The organism is Pseudomonas sp. PF05, assembly GCF_056521845.1.
Genome location: NZ_JBWLPW010000015.1, coordinates 104,013 through 124,639 on the forward strand (window position 1 = coordinate 104,013; position 20,627 = coordinate 124,639).

15 protein-coding genes are annotated in these 20,627 nt (G+C 64.3%); 4 read left to right on the forward strand and 11 right to left on the reverse strand.

All coding sequences use genetic code 11. The annotated features are described in order from the left end of the window. Positions 1-32: 32 nt before the first annotated feature. The 11 genes from AC09SL_RS22760 to tagH form a co-directional block, all read right to left on the reverse strand. Positions 33-1,760, reverse strand: coding sequence for a formylglycine-generating enzyme family protein (locus AC09SL_RS22760; RefSeq protein ID WP_058545753.1), 1,728 nt, complete (start codon positions 1,758-1,760; stop codon positions 33-35). Next, positions 1,753-2,949 (reverse strand): ABC transporter permease, encoded by a 1,197-nt coding sequence (locus AC09SL_RS22765; protein WP_064106865.1) that lies wholly within the window; start codon positions 2,947-2,949, stop codon positions 1,753-1,755. Before AC09SL_RS22765 ends, AC09SL_RS22760 begins: the two co-directional genes overlap by 8 nt. Then, a complete protein-coding gene (locus tag AC09SL_RS22770; RefSeq protein WP_058542809.1) occupies positions 2,949-3,665 on the reverse strand; it encodes an ABC transporter ATP-binding protein in 717 nt (238 codons plus the stop codon). The genes AC09SL_RS22765 and AC09SL_RS22770 overlap by 1 nt, the downstream gene beginning before the upstream one ends. After that, entirely contained in the window at positions 3,665-6,754 is a 3,090-nt protein-coding gene (locus AC09SL_RS22775; protein ID WP_058542808.1) for a serine/threonine-protein kinase, read from the reverse strand. Before AC09SL_RS22775 ends, AC09SL_RS22770 begins: the two co-directional genes overlap by 1 nt. Then, positions 6,751-7,482 carry a PP2C family protein-serine/threonine phosphatase gene (locus AC09SL_RS22780; RefSeq protein ID WP_058542807.1) on the reverse strand — a complete coding sequence of 244 codons (732 nt, stop codon included), beginning with the start codon at positions 7,480-7,482 and terminating at the stop codon, positions 6,751-6,753. The genes AC09SL_RS22775 and AC09SL_RS22780 overlap by 4 nt, the downstream gene beginning before the upstream one ends. After that, positions 7,483-8,136 carry a type VI secretion system-associated protein TagF gene (tagF, locus tag AC09SL_RS22785; RefSeq protein WP_058542806.1) on the reverse strand — a complete coding sequence of 218 codons (654 nt, stop codon included), beginning with the start codon at positions 8,134-8,136 and terminating at the stop codon, positions 7,483-7,485. Beyond that, on the reverse strand, positions 8,133-11,633 hold the full coding sequence (gene tssM / locus AC09SL_RS22790) for a type VI secretion system membrane subunit TssM (protein WP_058542805.1): 3,501 nt from the start codon (positions 11,631-11,633) through the stop codon (positions 8,133-8,135). Before tssM ends, tagF begins: the two co-directional genes overlap by 4 nt. Then, positions 11,630-12,940: a DotU family type VI secretion system protein gene (locus AC09SL_RS22795; RefSeq protein WP_064106864.1), complete on the reverse strand. Its 1,311-nt coding sequence runs from the start codon at positions 12,938-12,940 to the stop codon at positions 11,630-11,632. Before AC09SL_RS22795 ends, tssM begins: the two co-directional genes overlap by 4 nt. A gap of 6 nt (positions 12,941-12,946) precedes the next feature. Continuing rightward, positions 12,947-14,281: a type VI secretion system baseplate subunit TssK gene (gene tssK, locus AC09SL_RS22800; RefSeq protein ID WP_058542700.1), complete on the reverse strand. Its 1,335-nt coding sequence runs from the start codon at positions 14,279-14,281 to the stop codon at positions 12,947-12,949. 15 nt (positions 14,282-14,296) lie between these two features. Continuing rightward, a complete protein-coding gene (gene tssJ / locus AC09SL_RS22805; protein WP_058542701.1) occupies positions 14,297-14,797 on the reverse strand; it encodes a type VI secretion system lipoprotein TssJ in 501 nt (166 codons plus the stop codon). Between the two features lie 68 nt (positions 14,798-14,865). After that, positions 14,866-16,359: a type VI secretion system-associated FHA domain protein TagH gene (tagH, locus tag AC09SL_RS22810; RefSeq protein ID WP_058542702.1), complete on the reverse strand. Its 1,494-nt coding sequence runs from the start codon at positions 16,357-16,359 to the stop codon at positions 14,866-14,868. Positions 16,360-16,775: 416 nt separating this feature from the next. Here tagH and tssA point away from each other — a divergent pair, with 416 nt between their 5' ends. The 4 genes from tssA to AC09SL_RS22830 all read left to right on the forward strand — a co-directional run bounded on the left by tssA (position 16,776) and on the right by AC09SL_RS22830 (position 20,609). After that, the gene (gene tssA / locus AC09SL_RS22815) at positions 16,776-17,813 is read left to right on the forward strand and encodes a type VI secretion system protein TssA (protein WP_058542703.1); all 1,038 of its coding nucleotides are present in this window, start codon (positions 16,776-16,778) and stop codon (positions 17,811-17,813) included. Positions 17,814-17,894: 81 nt separating this feature from the next. Continuing rightward, a complete protein-coding gene (gene tssB, locus AC09SL_RS22820; protein WP_003206923.1) occupies positions 17,895-18,401 on the forward strand; it encodes a type VI secretion system contractile sheath small subunit in 507 nt (168 codons plus the stop codon). Between the two features lie 2 nt (positions 18,402-18,403). Further along, positions 18,404-19,900 carry a type VI secretion system contractile sheath large subunit gene (gene tssC / locus AC09SL_RS22825; protein ID WP_058542704.1) on the forward strand — a complete coding sequence of 499 codons (1,497 nt, stop codon included), beginning with the start codon at positions 18,404-18,406 and terminating at the stop codon, positions 19,898-19,900. A 220-nt stretch (positions 19,901-20,120) separates the two neighbouring features. Next, on the forward strand, positions 20,121-20,609 hold the full coding sequence (locus AC09SL_RS22830; RefSeq protein WP_003206927.1) for an Hcp family type VI secretion system effector: 489 nt from the start codon (positions 20,121-20,123) through the stop codon (positions 20,607-20,609). Positions 20,610-20,627: the final 18 nt, after the last annotated feature.

Here is a 20,627-nt window from a genome sequence, read left to right on the forward strand (position 1 = left end):
GAGTCCCTTCCAAGCTCGCTGACAACGAACACTCAAGACCGCTGAGCGCTCGATACGAGCAATTCCTTCAATATCGCCGCCGGGTCGGCTCGTTTTTGCTGACGATAAGCCCCGACGTGACGAACGAATAACGTGGCGCGCGCCACCAGGCTCTTGCCCAGCACCGGCTTGCGCTCCAACTCTTCCTTGATGCGTTGAAACTGCGCCTGGATCACCGCATCGGTGTAGCGCGTGCCGGTCGCCAGGTTGTCGATGTAGATCGCCACCGCGCCATCCAGCGCACTGCGGCCGTTGTCGATGGCCGTGCCGAACAGCGTGGCGCTGGCCTCGTCCTTGGCGTCCAGGGCGGCTTGCCGACTGTTCTGCAGATTGGTCAGGCGAATGTTGTAGTTGTTGATGGTCTCGGCCACCAGGGCCGCGGACTGGATCAGGTTGCCCGCAGCTTCCTCGCGCTGCTGGGCGATGAGCGAGACGTTGCGCTTGAGCTCTTCGTTGACCAGCCCCAGCTCGGCTTGCAGGCGTGGGTCGATGCTGGCGGCGATGATGCTGTCCAGGCGCTTGGTCGGGTCTTCGGCATCGTCGATAGCATCGGTCAGCGACGCGAGCCGACCTTCTTTCTGCCATTGGGCAAACAATTCCTTGTAGCGCGAACGCGGCGCCAACAACGCACCGACGGCCACGCGAAAACCGGTGGTTTCGTTGCTTTGCTCAGTGCCATCGGCGGCGAACAGCGGGTATTCGCGGCGCATGCCGGTGAACAATGTGCCCTCGCCTTCCAGGTAGTTGCCGCCCTTGACCACGAAGCCGCCGTAGGCGCCCTGGCGGCGACCGGCGTGCACCAATTGGAAGGATTCCTGGACCATTTCGGCGGCGTTGCCCACCACATCGAACAGGCCGATGGGGTTCGGCCGCTTGGTGCCGATAGGCATCAGCCGTGCCGCCTGACCAGTGCCCCCAGCGACCTGGTTGAACACCGCCCAATCGGCCAGCGGCCCGTCGCTTTCACTGCCTTCCAGGCGGCGCGGAAACAGGCGCCCTTCCAAGTCCTGACGGCTCACGGCTTGCCCGCCACGGGCGGCGAATTCCCACTCCACTTCCGTCGGCAAGCGCACGAAACCCAGCCCGCCGTCTTCGGCGGAACTGCCGCGACCACTCACCGGCAGCAGGTCCTTGTGGTATTTCATCAGCCAGGCGCTGTACACCGCCGAAAAGCGCTCGGCCTCGAACTTCGACAGTTTCACCTTGGGCAAACGCCCGGCCACGCCCTGAGGCAAATCGGCTTGCAAGGTTTCGCAGGCCGGTGCCGGCTCACCGCTGGCCAGCGATTGCGCCTGGGCCATGACCTGGGCGTATTGCCGGGCCGTGACCTCGTACTTGCCGATGAAATACAGCATCGGCTTGAGCGGCGTCTTGGCGTCGGTCTTGGGCATCAACGGCGTGATGGTCTTGTTCCACGCCTTGGGCAGGTCCTTGAGGGTGAACTGGCCGTTGATGAAGTCGCGCCGGTAGCCGGAAATGAACGACTGTTGATAGCCCGCCTCGCCTTCGCTGAACGGGTAACCGAGGCTGATCTCGCGGTCGTCCAGGGTGCCCTGGGCGAGGATGTAGACGTAGCGGAACACCATCTGGCCTTCGCACGGCAGCGGCAGGCTGACGTCGTCGGGCAACGGCTTGGGGTTGTCCAGCTTGTCCGTGCTTTCATCTGCCCAAACCATGCTGGCCAGGCTCAGCGCCACGGCGGCGCCCAATAGCTTATACATCGCGAATTCCTTCACACGCCTGGATGCGCGCCACCCGCCAGCCACCACAAGCCGCTGCCACGGCGCTGACGCCGAGCACGGCCACCAGGGCCAACGCGTAATGACGCACCAGCAGATGACTGGCGTATTCGCCGGGCATCTGCGCAAATAAATAATTCAGGCCTGACTGCGCCAGGCCATACAGACCGGCACTCAACAAGGCCGCAAAGGTGGCGCTGTAGAGCGCCTGCAACACCACGAACAACAACAGCGCCGCGGTGGAAACCCCCAGCAGGCGCAACACCGACAGCTCCCGGCGCTTACGCTCGACCGCTGCCAGGGCACCGGCAAAAATCGCCGCGAACGCCCCGGCCAACGCCAACCCGGCAATGATCCAGAACACGATCGACAGGTTGCGGCTCAACGATTGCACTTGGGCGATAGTCTGGGCCTGGGTCGACACCAGCAGGTTCTGCCCGGCGAAGTACTGGCGCAGCGGCTCGACGTCGCCGAGGCTGCGGGCGTACAAACGAAACGCCGGGTAGACCCGTTGCCCGGCCAGCCCAATCGCCTCGCCCGGCCAGCCGAACGCGGGCACGGCACGGCCGTCGCGGTAATCCTCAGCCGCCTCCAGCAACGCCAGCGGCGCAAACAAGCCGTCGCGGGCGAAGGCTTCCAAGGGCAGCACGTGCAGCACCTGCACACGGGTGCGCTGCGCCTCGCTGCGACCGGCCACCTGCCGGCCGAAACTGGCCTGCAACCAATCGCCGGCCTTGGCGCCGAGCTTTTCAGCGGCGGTCTGGCTGAGCACCACTTGATCCAAGCCTTGCGGCACCGGCAAGTGATCGAACAAGGGATCGTTGGCCGCGGTGGGAATCATCTCGACCGTGACGGCCGAAGCATCGCTGCTCAAATCGGCGGTTGCCGCGATTTGCCGAGTGCGCGGCAAGGCAAAGGCCACATCGCTGCGCAGGCTCAATTGTTCGACGAATTCGGCACTGAAGCGGCCGCCGCCCAAGGGGATGATCTCCCGGGTCGCCGGGTCGTTCTGCAAGCGCTCGGTCAGGCTGCTGACCAGGCCGAACTTCAGGCCGAACAGCACCAGCAATGGCGCCACCACGGCCACCAAAGCCAACACCGAGCAGGCCGACAGCCAGGCATCGTTGCGGTAATCCTGCCAGGCCAGGGAAGCCACCAGCGCGCCGCGCATCAGCAGGCCTCCCCGAGGGTGGCGGTGACACCGCCGTCGACGTCGCGACGGCAACTGATGCGCCGCACCTGCAAACCACTGGCGCGGGCCAGCGCCTCATCGTGGGTCGCGACCACACAGCACACGCCGTGCTCGCGCGCCTGGGTCACCAGCAACTGCATGACGCGCTCGGCGTTGAGCGGGTCGAGGGCGGCGGTCGGTTCATCGGCCAGCAGCAGGCGCGGCCCATGGGCCAACGCCCGGGCACAGCTGACTCGCTGGCGTTGGCCGACGGATAAGTCCGCCGGCTTCTTGTCCAGTTGGTCGGCAATATCCAATTGTCCAACCAGGCGCGTCACGCTGCCGTCATCCTTCAAACCCAACAGTTTGCGCGACAACTCGATGTTGCCGCGCACATCCAAAAAGCCCAACAGGCCACCGGTTTGCAGAACATAACCCAGGTATCGACTGCGCAGCTCGGCCAAGGCCTCCTGTTGCGACCCACGCCACAATTTGGCGATGTCCAGCGGCGTGTTGGCCGGCGTGAAGTCGAATTGCCCGGCCTGATCCGGCGCCAATACCAGCGCCAACAAGTCCAGCAAGGTGCTCTTGCCGCAGCCGCTGGGGCCGACCACCGCCAGTTGTTCGCCGCCGCGCAAATGCAGCCGCGGAATCACCAGGCTGTAGCGCTGGCTGGCGGTGCCCCGGCTTTTGTGCACGGCGTTCAGGGTCAACATCACGGCAGCGTCGACAACGGAACGCGGTACAAGGCATCACCCGGCTCGGCGTCACCGAAACGCACCCAGTTGGCGAGGTCGTTGTGGAAGGTTTCGTAGAGGCGGATTTTCGAATCCAGCTCGTCGATGAAATCTTCCTGCTCGGCCACGCTCAACGACAGCCACAGATCCTGGGTCATGTTCAGCGACTTGCTGCGGTACGGCAGCCCTTCGAGGTACTCGCCGAGAATCCCGCCGTCGGCCAGGTTGCCGCCCTTGCGCAGGGCCGACGGGTCGCGGCTCATGTAGGCACTGGCGCTGGCGATTTCCTGGAAGAAGTCCTTGGGCGAACTCTGGGTCTTGCGGGCCGCGTCGACGATCAGCTTGAGCGATTGCTGCAAGTCGTTGAGTTGCAGCTTGGTCAGCATCACGCAGACCTGGAACGCCGGCAGTGCCGGGTTGGTCAGGTCGCGGTCGGCGGTCCAGGCGCTGACCAGTTGCGGCGCCTGGCTGGCGGATTTACGCCCCAGGAAGTCCATGTGCATCGCATAGCCGATCGCTGCCGACTTGTCGGCCAGGCTCGGCGCGGCACTGAGCAGCGGCACACTTTGCGCCTTGTTGCTGCGCACCTGATGCACCAGGTCGGCGAACACCGAGCCGATCTCGTCGACGCGCTGGCCGAACTTGCGCACATCGGCACCCGGCACCGGAATGTACAGGTCACCGATCTGCGGGTTGGCGTCGGCGGTCAGGATGCGGTACTGGCTCTGGGCGCCGGCGTGGGTTTTCTTGCCGGCGTCGCTGAGCAGGTGCAAGGCGTAGATCTTGATCTGCTTGCCCAGCGCCGCCTGGCGCACTTCGGCTTCGTTCATTTGCGTGGCGGCAAATGGATCGTTCTTGCGCAGGGCCCCGGCGTCGGTGACCAACAGGATCAAGCGCCCGCCGTAACCGGACCAGTCCATGCCTTCGACGGCTTCCATGACCCCGGCAAACGCATCCTCGTTGAACGAATGGCTCGACACCGTCGAGGCCTTGACCTGCCGCGCCAGCGCCATGAAGCGTTGCGGGTCGCGCCCCTGCTCCAGGGTGATCAAGGTCTTGGCGACGTATTCCAGCCCAGGGGTTTTCTTGATGCTGCTGCGGAAACCCACCATGCCGAAGCTGACGCTGTCCAACTCGCCGCGCTCGGCGATGCGGGTTTGCAGTTCGTGGACCACGTCGCGCACCTGGTCGATGTAGGGCTGCATCGACACGGTGGTGTCTACCACCAGCACCACGGCGGTACGGAATGCGTCGGCGTTGGCGGTGGTGATCGGCGTATTGGTCGTCGCCCTGGGTGTGTTGCCCGGGTCGATGGACGCCACGTTCAGCAACTGCACCGGTTGGCCGTTCTCATCGAGGCTCTCGCGGGAATCGAAGATCGGCAACAGGTAGAACTGATTTTGCGGCACGGCGCTGGCGGCCGGCTCCAGGGCCAGCACTTGCTGGTCTTCGTGGGGGTTCTGCTGGGCCTTGAGCAGCACGTTCCTGGCCGCCGAAGGGTTAGCCAAGAGCTTTTCCACTTCGCCGGGCTGACGCAGGAACATCACCGGCGCCCGGCCGGAACGTTCGGTGAACTTGAGCACCAGGCTTTGCTTCCAGTCGCTGACCTGGGCGGCGGGCAACCAGCCGTCGCTGCGCCCGTCAGTGGCGGCGCCGACCCGCACCCACGAACTGCCGTCGACGTCCTTGCGCTGATACACATACAACACGGAGAACGCCGGCAGCGCCTTGCCCGGGGCTGCGCCCGGCGCCTCGGCGAGCTTCGCCCCCGGTTTGCTGAGCACGCGCTGGAACAGGGTTTTCTTGCCGGCCATCAACAGCGGACGCTGGCCGCCATCGGCCTCGGTCGCCACGGGTGGCTGGGCAGCCGGTGGTTTGACCGCCGGCACTTCGGGGGCCTTGGGCGGCGACACTTCAGGGGGCTTGACCGAGGTGGTCGTGGCCACTGGCGTCTTCACGTCTTTGCCGTCATCACCGGACAACCACCAATAACCCGCGCCACCCAACGCCAGTGCCACGGCGACCGCAACGGCAGCCAGGGCGAACACCGGCCCCTTGCGTTGCTCCGACACAGAGGATTGAACCGGCGGTTTTATCGGCGGCGCAACGGGCTTGGGCTGCGATTGTGGCGGCGGTGGTGAATAAGCCGGGCCGCTGGGAATGTCGATGGACATGGGGGTCAAACCCGCCAGGTCATCCACCGGTTTCGGCGTCTGCGGCAGTTGCAGCGACAACGGCCGAATCAGCGTCGCTTCTGCCGATTCCTCTGGCAGGTTATCCAACGCCCGCAACAACGCCGCCGCATCCGGGAAACGCTCCGCCGGATCCTTGGCCAGCAGCTTGCGCAACACGTCCTGGTAACGGCCGTGGTGCACCGGCAATTCCGGCAACGGTTCGGTCAGGTGCGCCAGGGCCGTGGACAATGCGTCGTTGCCGGTATACGGCAGTTTGCCAACGAGGATTTCGTAGAGCACCACGCCCAGGGCGTACAGGTCGGCGCGGCCGTCGATGTCTTGGCCTCGGGCCTGCTCCGGGCTCATGTAGCTGGGCGTGCCGACGGCAAAACCGGCCTGGGTGAACTGGGTGCGATCGTCCAGGGACTTGGCAATGCCGAAGTCCGAGAGCACCGCCGTGCCATCGGCGCGGAACAGGATGTTGGCCGGCTTGACGTCACGGTGGACCAGGCCCAGCCCGTGGGCATAACCCAGGGCCGAGGCGATCTGGCGGATGTAGGTCAGGCCCTGCTCCGGCGTCAGGCCCGCGGCGATGCGCTCCTTGAGCGTGCCGTTGGGCAGGTATTCCATCGCCATGTAATACAGCTCACCGACGTTGCCGATGTCATGGATGGTGACGGTGTGGGGGTGCGACAGGCGCGCCAGGGTCTTGCCCTCGCGCAAAAAACGCTCGCAGAACGTCGGGTCGGCGGCCAGCGCGGCAGCCATGACTTTCAACGCCACCTTGCGTTCCAGCGAGCGCTGGGTCGCCAGGTACACGCTGGCCATCGCGCCTTCGCCGATCGCCCCTTCGATGTCGTAGCCGGGGATGACAATGTTCAGGGTCAAGCTCATGACGGCACCTTCACAACCACCACGGTGATGTTGTCCGGAGCGCCGCGCATCAGGCCCAGGGACACCAGGCTGCTGGCGATTTCGCCGGGCTCGTCGTGGCTCAATACTTCACGGATTTCATCGTCCTCGACGGTCTTGGTCAGCCCGTCACTGCACAACAGGTAACTGTCGCCGGGCACCAGCAACAGCTCGGTCAGCGCCAGGTTCAATTGCGCCTCGACGCCAATGGCCCGGGTGACAATGTTGGCCCGCGGATGCACCCGCGCCTCGGCTTCACTGAGCAGGCCGCTGTCCTGCAAGTCCTGGACGTAGCTGTGGTCCCGGGAGATGCCTTCGAGCACGCCGTCGCGCAGGCGATACAAACGGCTGTCGCCGGCCCACAGGCACATGCCGCGCAGATCACGGGCGGCCAACACCACCACGGTGCTGCCCATCATGGTCACGCCACGGTTGGCGGTTTCTTCACGCACGGCGGCGTTGACCCGCAGCAGGTCGCTTTGCAGCGCCGCGACGTATTCGTCCAGCGAACGCCCGACGGCAATGCTGCGCAGGCTGTCGACGATCAGGCTGCTGACGTAGTCGCCCGCCGCGTGCCCGCCCATGCCGTCGGCCACGACCCACAGGCCTTTTTCCGGCAGGTCCAGGCAGGCGTCTTCGTTAACCTGACGGACCATCCCGACATGGCTCTTGCTTGCAGACTTGATTGCTTTTCCGGCACTTGGACGCATCTACACAACACCTTCTTGGCCGAGCAAAAATTGCGCGAAATCAGCCGCCGCCGGCAGTCCCTGGCAGCGCATCAAACCCGGGGCAATGCGTTCCGATCCCTGGCCCCACCACAGGCTCGCGCCTTCGCAGGCCACCTCGGCGAGGGCGCTCATGCGCCGCTGCGGGTCGGTGGCATCGAAGCGATGCAGGCTGGCAAAGCGGCTGCTCGGCGAACGCGGCAGGTACATCGGGCTGCCCAGGGTTTCCAGCTGCCCGCTGAATGCCTCGAAACTGGCCTCTACACTCAACGTGCTCAGCAACAGGTTCTCGACCCGCTCAAACCACTCGTCCGCACCGCCCACCACGGACGCCGGGTCCGCGTCAGGCTCCAGCAGCATCGCGACAGTCAGCGGGAAATAACGGCCGACCCGGTCGATGCTCGGCATCACCACCCCAACCGCGGCGTCCGGGCCACACACACCCGGTGCGACCATGAAGCGCCACAACGGGCTGACCAGATAAGCATCCAGCCAGCGTTCACCGAGGCTGGTCTGGCTGGCGAGCAAACCCGCCGCCAGCCACGAATCCCACGGGCCGATAAAACTCTGGGGCAAGCTTCGGCTGACGAAGTCTCCGCGGCTGGCCAACTTTCCATAGAAGCCCGGCGTACTCATAGCCGCTCCGGCAGGCTGAATCCGCTGAGCACCCGGCTCTTGAACGGGTTGAAGGCGCTATTGGCCCGCAACTCATAAGAGGCGCTGGCACCATCGACCCGCAGCCGCAGGCTGAAGCGGTCCGGCGAGTTGCCGGCGGTCAGGTCCGATTGCTCCAGCAGCCGGAACCAGGCCCATGGCCCGTCCAGGGTGATGCCGGAGCGACCGCTGGCGGACGGCGGCATGATCGAGATCCGCACCACACCGATGCTGCCCGGGTTCGGCCACTGCATGGCGGTCGGGCGGCTCGGGCCGTGGTCGTAGCTCAGTTGCTGGCCGTCGAGGTCGAGCAGGAACTGGGTGATCGTCGAGTCCATCGCCACTGGCTTGAGCTCGAAGCGCACCATCGGCTGCGTGCCGCCGGAACGGAAGAACGCATCGCGAATGGTCGCCGCACGCTGGAAGGTCTGCAGCACGCCAGGGGCGATGCCGAGCTTCTGCGCCGCGCCCGGCTGCCAGCGCCAGGTCGGGGTCGAGGTGTCGACGTAGGGTTGCAAGTACTTGCGAAAGTAGTTGTCCATCACCCCGCCGACGCCGAAGAACTGGCCGAAATCATCCAGGGTCGCGTCCCGCGCACTGCCTGGTGACATCGGATAGCGCCCGGCCAGGGACTGGCGATAGATGTTCACCACTTCGCTGGTCCAGGCGGCGTTCAGTTGGTTGCGCACCCCGCCCATCATGCTGTTGGTGGTGGAGTTGACCACCGACTTGACCAGGCCCTGCACCAGCGGCGGCTGGCGTTCGGCGTTGAGGCTGACGCGCGTAGCGGCAGCCGTGGCCTGGTTCTTGGCTTCGCCGAGCAAGGCGTCGCCGCTGGCACCGACCATGGCGCTGACCTGCACGTACAAGGCGTTCATGTCCGCCAGCAAGCCGTCGATGGGCGCCGGTTCGCCTTCGCTTTTGCTGACGATGCTGTTGAGCTCAGCGAAGTGCGCGGTGATCGGGTCATCGCTCGCCGCCGGTGCGTTTGACGTCGGCTGTTCCTGGCCGAGCAAGCTGCCCAGGCGTTCCTTGAGTTTGTCCACGCCGCCGTCCACTGGCGCACCTTGGGCCGCCAGCAGGCGTTCATCCTGTTGCAGGTCGGTTTCCTTCGCCACCGCCACCAGCAGTTTTTTCAACGGCGAGGTCGGCCCGGAAATCACCCGCAGCACATCGGCGGCCTGGGCCACGCTGGTGATCGGCACGAAGTCGATGTCGGCCAGCAAGGCGTCCCATTGGCGCAGGTAATCCTGGAAGTACAGCCGCCGCACATCGGCGGCCAGGCTGGCGACGTTCTGCTGATCGCCCTCTTCGTGGCCCAGCACCCATTGCTCTTCGGCCAGGGTGCCGGTCTGGCTCAGGCTGGAGAGCAAGAAGCCCTGGCGGTAGCCCTTGACGGTGAAGAACCCGCTCAAAGGCTCGCCCAATGGCTTGCCGCTCTTGCGGCTGAACACCAGCGCCGCGTCACGTCCGGCGGCTTCGTTGATGCGAAAGTCCGGGATGCCTTCAGGCAGCTTCTGACGCTTGATCCGGTCATAGACTCGCTGGGCCACTGGCATTTGCTGCAACTGGCGGCGCAGGTCTTCGACCAGGCGCGGGTCCAGGCGCGCGACAGGTGGACGCCGCTCGAACAGCGCCTGCAAATGCGCGGTCAGGGCCTGGCGCTGCTCGGCCGGCAAATCGCGCGGCAGGCTGCGGTCCCAATCCAGGGCGATCCAGGCCTTGATGAAGTCGGCATCGTAATGCTCGGTGTCGGCGAGCATCAGGTAGGCTTTCAAACCTTCGTAGAGGAAATCCGAATTGCCGCCGCTGTGCAGTTGCTCTTCGATGCGCGTCAGCAGGCGTGGCGCGAACACCGCGATCAGCAGCTTGCGATAGACGCTGCCGGACTCGGCTTCGAGCATGTCACCCTGGTACAGCCCGAGGCCTTCGGCCCAGTCGGGGGCGTCGCCGGCCAAGTGTTTCACGGCGTTGAGCAACGGCAACACCGCGAGGACGTCGCGTTGCGCCGGGCTGAGGTTCTGCACGGTTTGCCCCAATGGCGCGACCTTCTGGTCGACCTGGGCGATGTAGGCCTGGTTGGCGCGGTAGCTGACCCACCACAACGTGCTGACCACCAGCACCAGCACCACGGTGGAGGCCAGAACGCCGCGGGCGATCCACTTGCGCCGCCGCTCGACTTTCGGATCGACACCCACCAGCCCGCGCTCGGCAAAAGCCACGGCGGTGAAGAGTTTTTCGATGAAGTAGCTGCGCCCGGTGCCGGTCTGGCGCGCCAGGTGCTGACGGTCCAGGTTCATGCTCTGGGCCATGGAGCCGATCAGGCGATCGATCGGGCTGCCTTCCTGGGTGCCGCTGGTGAAATACACGCCGCGCAGTAACACGCGCTCTTCGAAGGCGTTGGGTTTGAACACGCCTTCGAGGAAGCTTTGCAGGCAATCTTTCAAGGCGCCGAACTGCTGTGGGAAGCCGTAGATCAGATCGCGCCGCGCCGGGTCGCGCTCTTGTTGCAGGCGTTCGACCAAGCGGTCGTTGAGGCGCTGCTCAAGGCCGGTGAATTCACTTTGCAGGTGCGCCAGTGGGCTGTCGCTGCTCTTGCCATCGTCCAGGGCGAAAGTCATGCCCCAGACCTGGGCGCGCTCTTCCTTGCTCAGGGTATCGAAATACTCCATGAACCCGGGCACCAGGTCGAGCTTGGTCAGCATCAGGTAGATCGGGAAGCGCACGCCCAGTTGGGTGTACAGCTCCTGGATCCGCAAGCGAATCGCCGCGGCATGGGCAGCGCGCTCGGCGTCGCTGCCCAGCAGCAGGTCGGACAGGCTGATGGCGATGAACGCACCGTCAATCGGGCGCCGGGCCCGCTGTTTTTTCAACAGACCCAGGAAGCCCAGCCATGCAGCCTTGTCGATGGTCGCGTCGCTGTCCTGGGTGGTGTAGCGGCCGGCGGTGTCGAGCAGGACAGCCTGGTCGGTGAACCACCAATCGCAATTGCGCGTGCCGCCCACGCCGCGTACCGCACCGGCGCCCAGTTGCGCGGCCAGTGGGAAATGCAGCCCGGAGTTGACCAGTGCGGTGGTCTTGCCCGAACCCGGCGGGCCGATGATCACATACCACGGCAGCTCGTAGAGGTTACGACGCTCATCACCGCCCAGCTTGGCTTTCTTGAGCAGGGCCAAGGCTTCGTCCATGCGCTGGCGCAGGGTTTCGAGCTCTTCGGCGGTGGCGATGCTGGTCGGGTCGGGCGGGGTTTGCGCGGCCAGGCTGCGCATCACTTCGGCAGCCTGCCGGCGGGCCTGGATGATGCGCAACAGCCGATAGGCGATCCACACCGCGAACACCAGGATGATCAAGGCCCAGCGGCGGCCTTCGGGCACCAGCCAATCGAGCAGCGGGCCCACGAACCAGATGATCAGGCTCAGGGCGATCAGCCCCAGCACCGGGATGACCCAGCGGGTCATGAAACTGAAAAACGCCTTCACTCGACCCCCTCCGCCAATACTGTGATTTCAACCCGACGATTGCGCGCACGCCCCTCTGTGGTGGCGTTGGACGCCAACGGCTCGGTGTCGCTGCGGCCTTCGGCGCTGAAGCGCTCGGGCTGGCCGGTCTTGGCCGAAAGAATGTCCAGCACCGACCTGGCCCGCGCCTCGGACAACGCCCAGTTGGACGGAAACCTGAGGGTGGCGATCGGCCGATTGTCGCTGTGGCCGGTGACCACGACTTGGCCCTTGACCTTGCGCACCGCATCGGCGATGCGCAGCATCAGCGGCTGGAAATCGTCCTTGATGCTGGCGCTGCCCGAGGCGAACAGTTCATCGCCGCGGATGGTCACCACCGAGCGGTCGACGGCGTCTTCCACGGCGATCCGGTTGGCCCGGATTTCATCGGCGAGGAAGCCGGCCAGGCGTGGGCGCTCGATCACCTTCGGCTGCACCACCGGACGGTCGATGGTCTGCACCGGGATTTCACCGAGGAAATGAATGTTCTTGAACACCGGCTCGGCATCGGACGCCAGCTTCATGCGCAGGCCGAACAGCAGCGCCAGCAACAGCGCCGCGCCGATGGCCACGGCGATCCACGGTGGCATGAATTGCGCCAGTCGATCACGAGCCACAGTGACACCGCGCCAGTGCGGCGACAGTTCGCGCTCGTAGTCGCCACGGGCGCTGCGGATGACGGCGGCGGTGCGCTCACGCAACGCTTCCAGTTGGCTGCGACCGTCGTTCATCACCCGGTAGCGCCCTTCGAAACCCAGGCACATGCACAGGTACAAAAGCTCCAGCAGGTACAGGCGCTCGCGCGGGCTTTGCAGACAATGCTCCAGCAGCTGGAACACCTTCTCGCCGCCCCAGGCTTCGTTGTGCACGGTGATCAACAGGCTTTGCTTGCCCCAATCGCTGGTGCCGCCCCACGGGGTGCTCAACACCGCTTCGTCCAGCGCGGTGCACAAGGCGTAGCGGGCCAGCAACACATCGTTGCGCACCACGCCGGCGGCCTCGGCGCGCTCTTCGAACTGGCGCAGGTAGGCCAGCAGTTGTGCGCGCAAACTGGCTGGCGCCGGGTGGGCAATGGTGCTGCGCAGGCGCGTCAGCAGGGCCAGCAGCGGGCCGGCGGCGCTTTCCAGCGGGTTGAGGCCTTGGGCCTTGCCGGTCAGGACCGGCGCGGCCGGCATCGACAGCGGTGCGGGCGCAGGCGTCGGCTGTGGGCGGCCGGCGTCCGGGCGGAAGGGATCTCCACCGCGGCCACCGGGCGTCGGCATGAACTGGGTACGATCGTCGTTACTCATCGCGGTTTATCCTCGGATCGCCCAGAAGGCCAGGTTCAGCCCCGGGAACTGGCCGGCGATGTGGAACGCAAAGCCGCCGGAGTTGCTCAACTGCTGCCAGTGATCGCTGCCCCGGTCGAGCTCGTAGTAGGTGGAGCCGGCGTGGTACGGCAACTGGCGTGGCGCCACCGGCAACGGCAGCAGGCCGATGCCCGGCAGTTGCAGGTTGACCAGGTCGCGGATGTGCTCCACCGAACCGACCTTGCTCTGCTGGCCGAAGCGGCCGCGCAGGGTTTCGGCCGGCACGTCGGCGCGCACCACCAGGATGAAACTGGCGCTGTCGAGCAGGGTCTTGTCGGCCAGCATTGCCACGTGGATACCGTAGGCTTTCTCGACAATCGGAATCGGCGTCGCCTTGCTGTCGATCAGCATCGACAGGGCTTCGCGCAGGGCCTGCATCACGGGCGCGTAGCTGAGCGCCAGATCATCGTGCTGGTAAGGCGGGTATTGCTGCGGTCGCCGCCCGGACGCGGTGAACGTGGAGAACTCCCCGGCCAGGCTCACCAGCTCGCTGTAGAAGCGCTCAGGATGCAGCGGGCTCAACTGGCTCAGGTGCTGGATCAATGGCTGGGCACGGTTGACCAGTTGCAACAGCATGAAATCGGCAATCTCCGAAGCGCCACCGGCACCGGACGCCACCACCCGCCCGGCCAGGGCTTCGCCGCGTTGATGCAACAGGCCCAGCAGTTCGCTGCGAAACGCCGCCAGCGGCTTGGAGGCGACCACATCCAGCAGCGGCGGGATGTAGACGTCGTCGAGTACCAAGGCACGGTCGGCGCGTTTTTCCTTGATGCGCACCACGCCGATCGCGGCGTAGTCGCCGATGCCATCCTGCTCGGTCAACAGCCGCAGCGCCCGGGAGCCGAGGGCCACCGGTGCGCGGTTTTCGAACGGTGCGTTGTCGTCGCGCACTTCGCACACCTGGCTCACGTAACGCGCAGCGCCGAGGTCTTCGCCTTCGTCCACGGTGTCCCGGGCGCCGGCGCGCTTGAGCGGCAAGGCCAGGTACACCAGGCCATCGCGCAGGTTGTCGTCGACGTTCAGCGGGGTTGGCGCCAGGTCATCCTGGGGAATATTGAACGGTGTGCCGTCCGGCAACAGGCCGCGCGCCGAGATGATCGCCAGCTTGCCCTGGGCCAGCAGGCCCTGGTCGATCAGCAATTCGGAAAAACCCCAGGCGCCGGCCGACAAGGGGCGGCTGCGTGCGTCGATGAGGTTTTCCAGGTAACGGTCGTGCTGTTGGAAGTGCTGCGTTCCAATGAACATGCCTTCCGACCAGACCACGCGATTGTTCCAGGACATGGGGGCTCCGATTGCTTATTGGGCAGGGCTGGATGGGGGGACGACGACGGCGCTGCGCACGGCGCGCACATCGAGGCTGATCTGGTATTCGGTGTATTCGCGCGCCGGGACATTCATCACCGTGCGCCACAGCGACTGATCCAGCTCGCGATAGCCCACCAGTATTCCGATATGCCGCGTGGCCGGGTCGAGGTCGCGTTGCAGGCTCAGTTGCTGGCCGGGCTGGACCAGCACCTCGTCCTGGTCGATCAGGTCGGCACCCAGCGTGGCCTGGGCCCGTTCGGCGAGGGCGAAATAATCGGAACGGCCGAAAGTCGCGGCATTTTTCAGTTCGAAAATGCGCACCCGGACCGGGGCCGGATGGCCGGTGGCGCCGGGGTTGAGCCCGGCGATGGCATGGAAGTGCAACTCGACGGCGGCGGTATCAGCCTCTTCGGGCTGGGTATTGGCCGCATCCTTGGCGCACGCCGTCAGCAGAAGCACGGTGGCGACTGCGAGTAAAAACCTGGGAATCATCCTGCGTCCTCAATGACGTTTGAGCTATCCGTTGTGTGCTGATCAATCTTGTTATGGGGCGGCGCCGCTTAGCGGCGTCGCTGTCGCGTACTGTGTTCCTCGTAGGCGCGGCTGAACTCGCGACCGAACAGGTCCTGGAAATCCTCTTGGGCTTCCCGGGAAATGTTGCTGTAGAGCTCGGTGAACTGCTGCCAGTACTGGGCCTGTCGCGAGCCGCTGAAAATACCCGAGAGCCCACCGGGCTTGGCCATGCGCTCTTCCAGTTGCGCCGGTTCGAAACGCGTCAGCAAATGCTTGATGGCCGCTTCCACACCGGCCATCACCGCCAGTTGGTGGGCACGCAAGTCATCGAAACTGTCACGCACCGCCGCGTCCGGGGCCATGAACGCCTGATTGCCGTGGCGCAACAGCAACAACAGGGCTTCATCGACGTTGGGAGCGAATTTGAGCGGGTTGTTTTCCACCGGCTGGATCATCGTCTGCTGGATACGGAACTCACCCTTGAGGCTGCTGCGGGCGCGCAGGACATCGATCAGGCCTTCGACCATCAACCGATAGCTGCGCCCGATGCTTTCCATCTGTGCTTCGGCCTGGGCCTTGTCCAGGCGTAACTGATCCAGCCCGGCGCCGCGCAGGAAGGCTTGCAGTAAATCGGGTTGGTTGGCCTCGACTGGAGCAACTGGAGCAACCGGCGGTGCGACCGGCGGCTCGACGTGGGTCATCGACGCTTCAGGCGCGGGTGCCGGTGCCGGTGCCGGTGGCGCTGCACTGACTTGAGCAAAGATGTCGGCGAGCGGAGCCTGCGCAACAGGCGTCGCGACCGGCTCGACCACCGGCGGTAGCGGCACCGGCTGCGGGGCTACCGCCACCGGCACGGGCTTGTCGCTGAAGGGGTCCCAGTCGTCCGGAATCACCGAGGCAGACGGCGGTATCACGGGTTCGACCACGGGCGGCGGGCTCGGCCGGGGAATGGGCGTCGGCGGGCGAAAATCGTGTTGCTCGGCCGGCACATGGTCAGGCTGGGTGGCCGGCGGGACACTGGCTGGGGTCAAGAAATCGAACAGGTCCGGCAGGGTGTCCATGGCCGACCCACCCTGGAAATGCGCGGGCGCAGCCACTTGAATCGGCGATGGCGTATGAAGCGGCGACGGCGTTTGCACGGCGGCGCCTTGGCGCCCCATCAAGGCCTCGAAACTGCTGGGCGATTCGGCAAACGGGTTGCTGTCGGTGACCGGCAGGCTGAAATCGACGCGCGCCTGGATTTCATAATCGCCGATGCGGATCACTTCGCCGTCTTGCAGTGGCTCGCTGTTGCCCTTGCGCAGGCGCACGCCGGCCTTAACCAATTCCACACCATTAGTACTGTTATCGGTTAAGTAATAACGCCCATCTTTGTATTGGATAACGCAATGTTTACCGGAAACCAGACGCTCAGGATCCGGCAATACCCAATCATTATCGGAATTACGGCCAATTGCCATCACCCCCTGATCCATGGACTTTTCCGAACACTGGCCTGGGGTAATCTTGTGATAACTAGTGATAGTCAAACACAGCGGCATCTTGCCTCCTTGCTGAATACATCCCGCGCGGGTGGGTGACGTGAGGCTCCAGGCCCTGACTACCCACCAACAACCTTGCCAACCACCGCGAAACGGCTTTTTGCCAGCATGATTGCTGATCATAACCGGCTTGCGTGACAAAAACCCCCCGTCAGTTGCCGCTTCGACCGATGAGTCGAGCAGGCTGTTAAGCGCATCACAACTGTTACATAGGGGCTACACTGGCGAAATAGCTTACCTTGACAAGCGATAAGTACTACACCAAAAATGCACAACTTCTTGAATATAGATGATGGCACTTTAAAATCATTGCAGGCCTAAAGAGCCATTACCGTCAAGGAACATGCGAAGTTTCATCCGAAACTTGCATGTGAACTGCCCGACTTCTTCAGCGGGCGATAGGGAGATCGATTCAAGTGGATGTGCCTTTGTTGCTCGCCGCCGTTTCCGCGACTTCGCCATGCGGAGAAGACCTGGAATATGACGCGGATTTCTTGCGCCTGGAGCGCGACTCCCGGGGCCAGCCCGAGCGCAGCATGGGCGATTCGATCCTGCCTGCCGAGCCTCCTGAGTGGCGCAGCATCCAGCAGCAGAGCCTGGACTTGCTGCAGCGCAGCAAAGACCTGCGCATCACCCATTTCCTGTTGCAAAGCGCCCTGGCCCTCGAAGGCCTGCCGGGCATGGCTCGGGTGCTGACGCTGATCAGCGAACTGCTCAAGCAGTACTGGGCCGAGTTGCATCCGCGCCTGGACGCCGATGACGACAACGACCCCACCGTGCGCATCAATGCCCTCGCCGGCCTGACGTCCGACGTCACCATTCGCCTGCTGCGCGAGAGCATCCTGGCCCGCTCGCGGACCTTCGGTGCCGTCAGCCTGCGCGCCGCCGCCAACGCCAGCGGCCTGCAAAGTTTCCCGGATGAAAACCTCGGCGCCGAACAGCTCGCCGGAGCCCTGCTCGACAGCGACCCCGAGCAGCTGGAAATCACCCGCGCCGCCCTGCTGGAAGCCCGCAGCGCCGCCGAGGCCATCGAACAACAAGTCAGCGACCAGGTCGGTTCCGCCCAGGGCGTGGACCTTGGCCCGCTGAAGCAACCGCTGAAGATGGCCCTGCAGATTCTCGGCCAGTTCGCCCCGCAGAGCGGCGACAGCGCCCTGTCCGATCCCGTCAACGACGACAGTACCGCGACTGCTGAATATGCCAGCGCGCCAAGCACACCGCGCAACACCAGCACGAGCGCCGTCAGCGGCGAAATCAACAACCGCGACGACGTGCTGCGCAGCCTGGACCGGATTCTCGCTTACTACACCCGTCATGAGCCCTCCAGCCCGCTGCCGGTGCTGTTGAACCGGGCCAAGAACCTGGTGCACGCCGACTTCGCGGCCATCGTGCGCAACTTGATTCCCGACGGCATGAGTCAATTTGAAAACCTGCGCGGCCCAGACAGCGAATAAAAAGCGAACGGATCACGCAGTCACGTCACCGGTACCCCCGATGACGCCAACACCGTCGCTCAAGCGACCAGGAGCAGCAACGTGGCGAAGCAAAGTTCTCAGAAATTCATCGCGCGCAACCGCGCGCCTCGAGTGCAGATCGAGTACGACGTCGAGCTCTACGGCGCCGAGAAAAAGGTCCAGTTGCCCTTCGTCATGGGCGTGATGGCCGACCTCGCCGGCAAGCCCGCCGAGCCTCTGGCAGCCGTGGCCGACCGCAAGTTCCTTGAGATCGACGTCGACAATTTCGACTCGCGCCTCAAGGCCATGCAGCCGCGCGTGGCGTTCCATGTGCCTAACGAATTGACCGGCGAAGGCAACCTGAGCCTGGACCTGACGTTCGAAAGCATGGACGACTTCAGCCCGGCGGCCGTGGCCCGCAAGGTCGACTCGCTGAACAAACTGCTCGAAGCGCGCACCCAGTTGGCCAACCTGCTGACCTACATGGACGGCAAGACCGGCGCCGAAGAAATCATCATGAAGGCGATCAAGGACCCAGCGCTGTTGCAGGCCCTGGCGAGTGCGCCGAAGCCAGCACAGGACCAATGATCATGACTGACAATACAGCCCGCGAAGGCGTGCAGAACCTGGGCGCAACGCAAGAAACCAGCGAGTTCGCGTCCCTGCTGCTGCAAGAATTCAAACCCAAGACCGAACGCGCCCGCGAAGCCGTCGAAACGGCCGTGCGCACCCTGGCCGAGCAGGCCCTGGCGCAGACCGACCTGGTGTCCAACGACGCCATCAAGTCGATCGAATCGATCATCGCCGCCATCGACGCCAAGCTCACCGCCCAGGTCAACCAGGTCATCCACCACCCCGACTTCCAGCAACTGGAAAGCGCCTGGCGTGGCCTGCACTACCTGGTCAACAACACCGAGTCCGATGAGCAGCTCAAGATCCGTGTGCTCAACATCTCCAAGACCGATCTGCACAAGACCCTGAAGAAATTCAAGGGCACCGCGTGGGACCAGAGCCCGATCTTCAAGAAGATGTACGAAGAAGAATACGGCCAGTTCGGCGGCGAACCTTACGGCTGCCTGGTGGGCGACTACTACTTCGACCAGTCGCCACCGGATGTCGAGCTGCTGGGCGAACTGTCGAAAGTCTGCGCGGCCATGCACTCGCCGTTCATCGCTGCGGCATCGCCGACCGTGATGGGCATGGGCTCGTGGCAGGAACTGTCGAACCCGCGCGACTTGACCAAAATCTTCACCACCCCGGAATACGCCGGCTGGCGCTCGCTGCGTGAATCGGAAGACTCGCGCTACATCGGCCTGACCATGCCACGCTTCCTGGCGCGCCTGCCGTACGGCGCCAAGACCGACCCGGTGGAAGCCTTCGCCTTCGAAGAAAACACCGACGGTGCCGACAGCTCCAAGTACACCTGGGCCAACGCCGCCTACGCGATGGCGGTGAACATCAACCGTTCGTTCAAACACTTCGGCTGGTGCTCGCGCATCCGTGGCGTGGAATCCGGCGGCGAAGTGGAAAACCTGCCAGCCCACACCTTCCCGACCGACGACGGTGGCGTGGACATGAAGTGCCCAACCGAAATCGCCATCTCGGACCGCCGTGAAGCGGAACTGGCGAAGAACGGTTTCATGCCGCTGTTGCACAAGAAAAACACTGACTTCGCCGCGTTCATCGGCGCCCAGTCGCTGCAGAAACCGGCCGAATACGACGACCCGGACGCCACCGCCAACGCCAACCTGGCCGCGCGCCTGCCGTACCTGTTCGCCACTTGCCGTTTCGCTCACTACCTCAAGTGCATCGTGCGCGACAAGATCGGTTCCTTCAAAGAGAAGGACGAGATGCAGCGCTGGTTGCAGGACTGGATCCTCAACTACGTCGACGGTGACCCGGCGCACTCCACCGAGACCACCAAGGCCCAGCACCCGTTGGCCGCAGCCGAAGTGATCGTCGAAGAAGTCGAAGGCAACCCGGGGTACTACAACTCCAAGTTCTACCTGCGCCCGCACTACCAGCTCGAAGGGCTGACCGTGTCGCTGCGCCTGGTATCGAAACTGCCGTCGGCCAAGGGCGCGTAAAAATTTACTGAACGGTGCAAGGCCAATGTGGGAGCGAGCTTGCTCGCGATGGCGGTGGATCAGTTGTCATGCGTACGTCTGACACTCTGCTATCGCGAGCAAGCTCGCTCCCACAGGGGATCTTCAGTGGGTTGGAGATCATTGGGTCCGTTCGGCACACATAATTTCGCAAGGTCAGCGTCAACCAAACAATGTGGTAGAGACCACACAGGGAGAAAACATGGCTGTTGATATTTTCATCAAGATCGGCGACATCAAGGGCGAGTCCATGGACAAGGCCCACAAGGACGAGATCGATGTCCTGAACTGGAGCTGGGGCATGTCCCAGTCCGGCAACATGCACGTGGGCAGCGGCGGTGGTGCGGGCAAGGTCAACGTCCAGGACCTGTCCCTGACCAAGTACGTCGACAAGGCGTCGCCGAACCTGATGATGCACTGCGCCAGCGGCAAGCACATCGACAAGGTCAAGCTGACCGTGCGCAAGGCCGGTGGTGAAAGCCAGGTCGAGTACATGATCATCAACCTGGAAGAAGTGCTGGTCACGTCCCTGAGCACCGGCGGCTCGGGCGGCGATGATCGCCTGACCGAAAACGTCACCCTGAACTTCGCCAAGGTGCTGGTGGACTACCAGCCACAGAAAGCCGACGGCACCAAGGAAGGCGGTCCGGTCAAGTTCGGCTGGAACATCCGTCAGAACGTCAAGGTGTAATCGAACACGCCCCCGGTG